We start from the raw sequence: 5,979 nt of genomic DNA, 5'->3' as shown, positions 1-5,979 counted from the left end.
CCCGGCGAGTTCGTCTGCCTGCTCGGTGCCTCCGGTTGCGGCAAGTCCACGCTGCTGAACCTGATCAGCCACCTGGACACGCCGACCACGGGCACCGTCACCAGCGCCGGGCGGCCGGCGCTGATGTTCCAGGAGTCGGCGCTGTTCCCGTGGTTGACCGCGGGCCAGAACATCGCCCTGGCCCTGAAGTACGCGGGGGTCGCGCGGGCGCAGCGGTCGGCCCGGGTCGAGGAACTGCTCGATCTGGTCCGGTTGTCCGGGCACTCCGACCGGCGGGTGCACGAGCTGTCCGGTGGCCAGCGCCAGCGGGTCGCGCTGGCCCGCGCGCTGGGCCAGAACAGCGATGTGCTGCTCATGGACGAACCCTTCGCCGCGCTCGACGCGATCACCCGGGACGTCATGCACGACGAGCTGACCCGGGTGTGGAAGGAGACGGGCAACAGCATCGTCTTCGTCACCCACAACGTGCGGGAGGCGGTGCGGCTGGGCCAGCGCGTCGTGCTGCTGTCGTCCCGACCGGGCCGCGTCGTCGGCGAGTGGAAGATCAACATCCGCGGTCCGCGGACGATCGAGCACCCCGCCGTCGGCGCCTTGGCGGCCGAGATCACCCTGCGGCTGCGCGAGGAGATCGCCAGCCACGCCGCCTCGGCCGTGCCCGCCGCCGCGGCCGGCCTGCCCCGCCAGCTCACGAAGGACGACAGCCATGCCCGCGCTTGACGATTCCGTCATCACCAAGGAAGAGGTCGAGCGCGAGGACACGGCGGCGGTCGGCGCCGGCCTGGACGCCCTCGAGGAGCCCGAACGCCACCGCGACCCGTGGTGGAAGCGGTTGGGCACGTCGATCGTGCCGCCGTTCCTGGCGCTGATCCTGGTGCTGGTCATCTGGGAGATCGTCTACCTGCTCGGTGTGAAGCCGGAGGTGATGCTGCCGTCGCCGGCCGCGGTGTTCAGCGAGCTGGGCCGGCTGCTGGAGTCGGGCCAGGCCTGGCAGACGATCTGGACCAGCCTGTCCCGCGGCCTGTTCGGGTTCGCGATGGCCATCGTGCTGGCCGTGCCGATCGGGCTGGCGGTCGCCCGGTTCAAGTGGATTCGCGCGTCGGTCGGTCCGTTGCTGTCCGGCCTGCAGTCGATGCCGTCGGTGGCCTGGGTGCCGCTGGCCATCCTGTGGTTCCAGATCAGCCCGGCGATGATCTACATGGTCGTGCTGCTCGGCGCAGTGCCGTCGATCGCCAACGGGCTGACCGCCGGCATCGACCAGGTGCCGCCGCTGTACACCCGGGTCGGCAAGGTGCTGGGTCTGGGCTGGTGGGGCCAGGCCCGGCACGTGCTCATTCCGGCCGCGCTGCCCGGCTTCCTGGCCGGCCTGCGGCAGGGCTGGGCGTTCTCCTGGCGCTCGCTGATGGCCGCCGAGCTGATCGTCACCTCGTCCAAGCTCGGTTTCGGGCTCGGCCAGCTGATGAATCAGGGCCGCGACTTGTCGGACGCGCCGCTGCTGTACGCCGGGCTGATCCTGATCTTCGTGGTCGGCGTCGGCGTGGAGCTGATCATGTTCCGCCCGCTGGAGCGGGCGATCCTGGAGGCCAGGGGGCTGACCGGCAACCGCTGAGCGGTGCGGGGACACCCGCGGCAGTCGGGAAGCGGGTCCGGTTCGCCGGGCCCGCTTCGCCGTCCCCGGTCGGCTGAGCTTGCGAGGCCACCATCGGCCACTAGCCTGACCGAGTGAGCGTGCGCCCTCTTCCGCCGTTGATCGGACTGGCCCACGGCAGCCGGGACCCGCGGGCCGCCGTCGTCATCGGCGAGGTGATGCGCGCGGCCGCCGCCATGCGGCCCGGCCTGCGCGCCATCCCGGCGTTCCTCGACCTGAGCGAGCCCGACCTGGCCACCGCGATCGCGCGCGCCCGGGAGGAATCGGGGTTCGATTCGGCGGTCGTGGTCCCGCTGCTGTTCACCGATGCCTTCCACGCGACCGTGGACGTGCCCACCGCGGTCGGCAACGCCGAGCTGGACACCGGGGTGGCGCTGCGGCTGGCCGGCATCCTCGGGATGGGCGAGGACGTGCTGCTCGCGTTGGACGAGTCGGCCGCGCGCGCTCACATCGCCGCGCACGAGGCGATCCTGCTGTTCGCCGTCGGGTCGAGCCGGGACACGGCGAACCGGGCGGTGCACGATTTGGCCCGCCGGTGGAGCGAACGGCGCCTGGGGCCGGTGTGGGCGGGGTTCGCCACGGTCGGCGAGCCGAAGGCGGCCGACGTCCTGGCCCGGGCGACGGCCGAGCACCGCCGGATCGGCGTCGTGCCGCTGTTCCTGGCCCCGGGCCTGCTCCTCGACGGCATCACCCGAGCCGCGCTGGACATCGGGGCCGAGGTGGCCGCCCCGCTGGGCACGGCCCTGGCCGAACTGGTGCTGCTTCGCTACGCGGAGGCGTTGGCCGCGCCGTCCTGAGCGTGGCGGCCCGGCCGCGCGCTACAGGGCGGTGACGATGATGAAGATCAGCGCGATGACTAGCACGGCGGCGACGCCGATCCAGATCCAGAACTGGACCTTCGGCCGCGCCTCGACCTCGGCACCGATCCACTCGAGCTCCTCGCCGGCGGAGCGATGCTGCTCGGCGTCGGCCGGGTTCGGGTTGTCCGACGGGTTGCCGTCCGGGGTGGTCGTCACGGTTCGTGAGTCTAAGTTGGCCGAGCCTGCGAGGCCACCATCGACCACCGCAGGGTCGCTGATCAACGCGCCGTTTCCGGGCGTGGATCAGCCCCGAAACGGCGATGTGATCAGCGTGGCGGGATTGAGGTGGTCCTTGACGGTGCGGTCAGCCGGATGCGGCCCACAGGTGCATGCCGGCGTACGACCGGAACGGCCGCCAGTCCAGCCCGCGGGCGGCGAGGTCCTTGGGTTGGTCGGGCAGACCGAGCGCGGCGGCCCCCCGGCGGACGGCGAGATCGTCGACGAGCAGCACGTCGGCGTCGCCGAAGATGCGCATGGACAGGTAGTTCGCGGTCCAGGGCCCGATGCCGGGCATGCCCAGCAGGACGCCGCGGGCATGCGCGTCGGTGCGGTGCAGATCCAGGGTCCCGTCGGCGATCGCGGCGGCGGCCGCGACCACCGCCTGCGCCCGGATCCGCGGCCCGACGAACGCGGACGGTCCGAGCGCGGCGATGCGGGCCGGTTCCGGGAACAGGTGGGTGAGCCCGTCGACGGGCTCGGGCAGCCGGTCGTCGGCCAGCGCGACGAGCCGGGTCGCCGCGGTGCGGGCGCCCGCCACCGACACCTGCTGGCCCAGGATGGTCCGCACCATGGTCTCGCCGGGCTCGGCGGTGCCGGGCACCCGCAGGCCCGGCCAGCGGTCGACGGATGGCCGCAGGCCCGGGTCGGTCCGCAGCACTCGGTCGACCGCCGCACCGTCGGTGTCCAGGTCGAGCAGGTGACGGCACCGCTCGACGGCCTCGTCGAGCCGGGCGGCGAACCGGAGGGCGGCGCGGACCACGGGCGGGCCGTCCGGTGCCGGCAGCTCCAGCCGGATGGTGCCGACCTCGGCGTCGTCGCCCGACCCCAGGCGGAGGGTCCGGGCGTACTCCCGGCCCCGGACGTACTCGACCCCGGGCACGGACTCCCGGTTCAGGAAGGCCAGCAGCCGGTCGGCGGCGAACGGGCCGGTGACGGGCAGGTCGAGCAAGACGGGATCGGGCAGGGGGACGCTCACTCGTGCCATCATGCGCCGGTGACCGATCCCGCCACGCCGCCGACCCGCTGGGAACTGACCGTCGTGGGCAAGAAGTGGGACTGGTACGTCGACCGGTTCGAGCGGCTGCACCGGGAGGGCGTCGACCTGGACGGCGAGGCGCGCTTCGTCGATATGCTGGCGGCCCGCGGCTCGACCGTCCTCGACGGTGGCTGCGGGCCCGGGCGGGTGTCCGGAGCGCTGCACCGGATGGGACACCGGGTGGTCGGCGTCGACCGCGACGCCGGGCTGGTCGCCGTGGCCCGTGACCGGTACCCCGGCCCGTCGTACCTGGTCGCCGATCTGTTGCTGGCGCCGGCCGCCTTGGCCGCGGCGGGCGAGCCGGTGGCGTTCGACATCGTCGCGCTGCCCGGCAATGTGATGGTCTACCTGGCCGCGGGCACCGAACGGGACGTGCTGGGCGTGGTGCACGGACTGCTGGTGCCGGGTGGTCGCCTGGTCACCGGGTTCGCCACCGACCGGGAGTACGGGGTCGGGGACCTGGACGCCGACGCCGAGGCTGTCGGGCTGGTCGTCGAGCACCGGTTCGCCACCTGGCACCTGGACCCCTGGCGGGACGATGCCGACTGGGCCGTCACGGTGCTGCGCCGGCCGGCCTGATCATCGCGCCGGAGCCGGGGCCGGCCCGGGGGTCGGCGTGAGGGTCGGCGTGGCGATCGTCGCGAGCTCGGCCCGCAACGTCTCCAGCGCCCAGCCGTCGTCCCGGTCGCTCTGGAACAGGTGGAACGCCAGCCCGTCCACCAGCACGTGCAGCCGCCGGGCCGCCGTGTCGAGCGCGGTCCCGATGTCGTCGCCGTGGGGTTCGTGGCCGCCGTCATCCGGTTCGCTCGCCGCTCGGTCGGCCGGTTGCAGGATGCCGACCACCAGCCGGCACAGCCGGCGCAGATCGTCGTAGGTCTGCCGGCGGATCCCGGCCAGGGCCGGGACGGCGGGTTCCTCGGCCACCAGGGCCAGGTTGACCGCGAACTCGGTGCGCCGCTCGGCGTCCAGCGGGAGGGCCTGGGCCAGCGCATGTTCGGCGAACCGGAGCGGCGGGACATCCCGGGGCAGGGCCAGGATGCGGCGCTCGACGTTGTGCAGCATCTGCTCGGCGGCCGCGATGACAAGCTGCTCACGGGTGGGGAACAGGTGCCGCAGCGAACCGGCCGAGACGCCCGCGGTCGCGGCCACCTCGCGGATGGACACCGCGCCGATGCCCTTGTCCGTGACCACCTGCCACAGAGCCCGGGCGAGCTCCTCCCGACGCTGGTCGTGATCGATGAGTCGGGGCACGGGATCCATCATATGTCAGCACGACTGTGCTAGCTTAATCAACACAGTCGTGCTGACAAAGGGGGCGAACATGATCTATTCGGTGATCCTGGCGTGCGAGATCGGGTTCTGGGTCGCGATCGTGCTGGGTCTGGCCGCCCGGTACCTGCTCCGGCGTCCCGCACTCGGGGCGGCCCTGCTCGTCATGGCCCCCGTGCTGGACCTGGTGCTGCTGGTGGCCACGGCGCTGCACCTGCGGTCCGGAGCCGAACCGGGGGCGGCGCACGCCCTGGCCGCGATCTACCTGGGCTTCTCCATCGCCTACGGGCACGCGATGATCCGCTGGGCCGACGTGCGGTTCGCGCACCGGTTCGCCGGCGGTTCGGCGCCGGTCAAGCGGTACGGCGCCGCCCAGACCCGCGCCAGCTGGCTCAATGTGGGCCGGACCGGGCTGGCCGCCGTCATCGCCGTGGCCGTGATGGCCGGCCTCGCGTGGGTCGCCGGCACCTCGTTCGACCCGTTCCTGTCCACCGTGCACCTGCTGGGCCTGATCCTGGCGATCGAGCTCGTGGTGGCGATCTGCGACACGGTCTCGCCCCGCAAGCCCCCGGCCGCGGCGACCGCGACGACCGCCACCGCCCGTCACGGACGGCCGGAGGATCGGGCGGCGACCGTAGACTGACGCCTCGTGAGTCTGACCCTCGGCATCGTCGGCCTGCCCAACGTCGGCAAGTCCACCGTGTTCAACGCCCTGACCAAGGCCAACGTGCTGGCCGCCAACTACCCGTTCGCGACGATCGAGCCGAACGTCGGGGTGGTGCCGATCCCGGATCCGCGGCTCGACCAGCTGGCCGAGGTGTTCGGGTCGGCCAAGACCGTGCCGGCCACGGTCTCGTTCGTGGACATCGCCGGCATCGTCAAGGGGGCCAGCGAGGGGGCCGGGCTGGGCAACAAGTTCCTGGCCAACATCCGCGAGGCCGACGCGATCT

At 72.9% G+C, this 5,979-nt stretch carries 9 protein-coding genes; 6 read left to right on the top strand and 3 right to left on the bottom strand.

Going from position 1 to position 5,979, the window contains the following annotated elements; genetic code table 11:
* The 3 genes from ACOJUF_RS02360 to ACOJUF_RS02350 all read left to right on the top strand — a co-directional run.
* Positions 1–717, top strand: a 717-nt coding sequence (locus ACOJUF_RS02360; protein WP_420120261.1) for an ABC transporter ATP-binding protein, incomplete at its 5' end; no start/stop codon positions are given.
* Complete coding sequence (locus tag ACOJUF_RS02355; RefSeq protein ID WP_420120260.1) at positions 704–1,606, top strand: ABC transporter permease; 903 nt, start codon at positions 704–706, stop codon at positions 1,604–1,606. The genes ACOJUF_RS02360 and ACOJUF_RS02355, both read left to right, overlap by 14 nt.
* A gap of 113 nt (positions 1,607–1,719) precedes the next feature.
* Entirely contained in the window at positions 1,720–2,442 is a 723-nt protein-coding gene (locus ACOJUF_RS02350) for a sirohydrochlorin chelatase (RefSeq protein ID WP_420120259.1), read from the top strand.
* Positions 2,443–2,463: 21 nt separating this feature from the next.
* Here ACOJUF_RS02350 and ACOJUF_RS02345 read toward each other — a convergent pair whose 3' ends face one another.
* Positions 2,464–2,661, bottom strand: coding sequence for a hypothetical protein (locus tag ACOJUF_RS02345; protein ID WP_420120258.1), 198 nt, complete (start codon positions 2,659–2,661; stop codon positions 2,464–2,466).
* Positions 2,662–2,809: 148 nt separating this feature from the next.
* The gene (locus ACOJUF_RS02340) at positions 2,810–3,700 is read right to left on the bottom strand and encodes a DNA-3-methyladenine glycosylase family protein (RefSeq protein ID WP_420120257.1); all 891 of its coding nucleotides are present in this window, start codon (positions 3,698–3,700) and stop codon (positions 2,810–2,812) included.
* A gap of 18 nt (positions 3,701–3,718) precedes the next feature.
* On the opposite strand from ACOJUF_RS02340, the gene ACOJUF_RS02335 reads away from it, so the two are divergent.
* Positions 3,719–4,339 carry a class I SAM-dependent methyltransferase gene (locus ACOJUF_RS02335; protein WP_420120256.1) on the top strand — a complete coding sequence of 207 codons (621 nt, stop codon included), beginning with the start codon at positions 3,719–3,721 and terminating at the stop codon, positions 4,337–4,339.
* Here ACOJUF_RS02335 and ACOJUF_RS02330 read toward each other — a convergent pair whose 3' ends face one another.
* Entirely contained in the window at positions 4,340–5,011 is a 672-nt protein-coding gene (locus ACOJUF_RS02330) for a TetR/AcrR family transcriptional regulator (RefSeq protein WP_420120255.1), read from the bottom strand.
* 70 nt (positions 5,012–5,081) lie between these two features.
* Here ACOJUF_RS02330 and ACOJUF_RS02325 point away from each other — a divergent pair, with 70 nt between their 5' ends.
* Together ACOJUF_RS02325 and ACOJUF_RS02320 are read left to right on the top strand one after the other, a co-directional pair.
* Positions 5,082–5,672 carry a hypothetical protein gene (locus ACOJUF_RS02325; RefSeq protein ID WP_420120254.1) on the top strand — a complete coding sequence of 197 codons (591 nt, stop codon included), beginning with the start codon at positions 5,082–5,084 and terminating at the stop codon, positions 5,670–5,672.
* A 6-nt stretch (positions 5,673–5,678) separates the two neighbouring features.
* A partial coding sequence (locus tag ACOJUF_RS02320) for a GTPase (protein ID WP_420120253.1) occupies positions 5,679–5,979 on the top strand: 301 nt, incomplete at its 3' end.

Origin of the sequence: Nakamurella sp., assembly GCF_048594475.1 — a bacterium.
Classification (GTDB): domain Bacteria; phylum Actinomycetota; class Actinomycetes; order Mycobacteriales; family Nakamurellaceae; genus Nakamurella.
This window is presented reverse-complemented; position numbering and strand designations above follow the sequence as displayed.

Coding starts and splice junctions, on each gene's coding strand:
- ACOJUF_RS02355 (WP_420120260.1), top strand. CDS start 704: ATGCCCGCGCTTGACGATTCCGTCATCACCAAGGAAGAGGTCGAGCGC.
- ACOJUF_RS02325 (WP_420120254.1), top strand. CDS start 5,082: ATGATCTATTCGGTGATCCTGGCGTGCGAGATCGGGTTCTGGGTCGCG.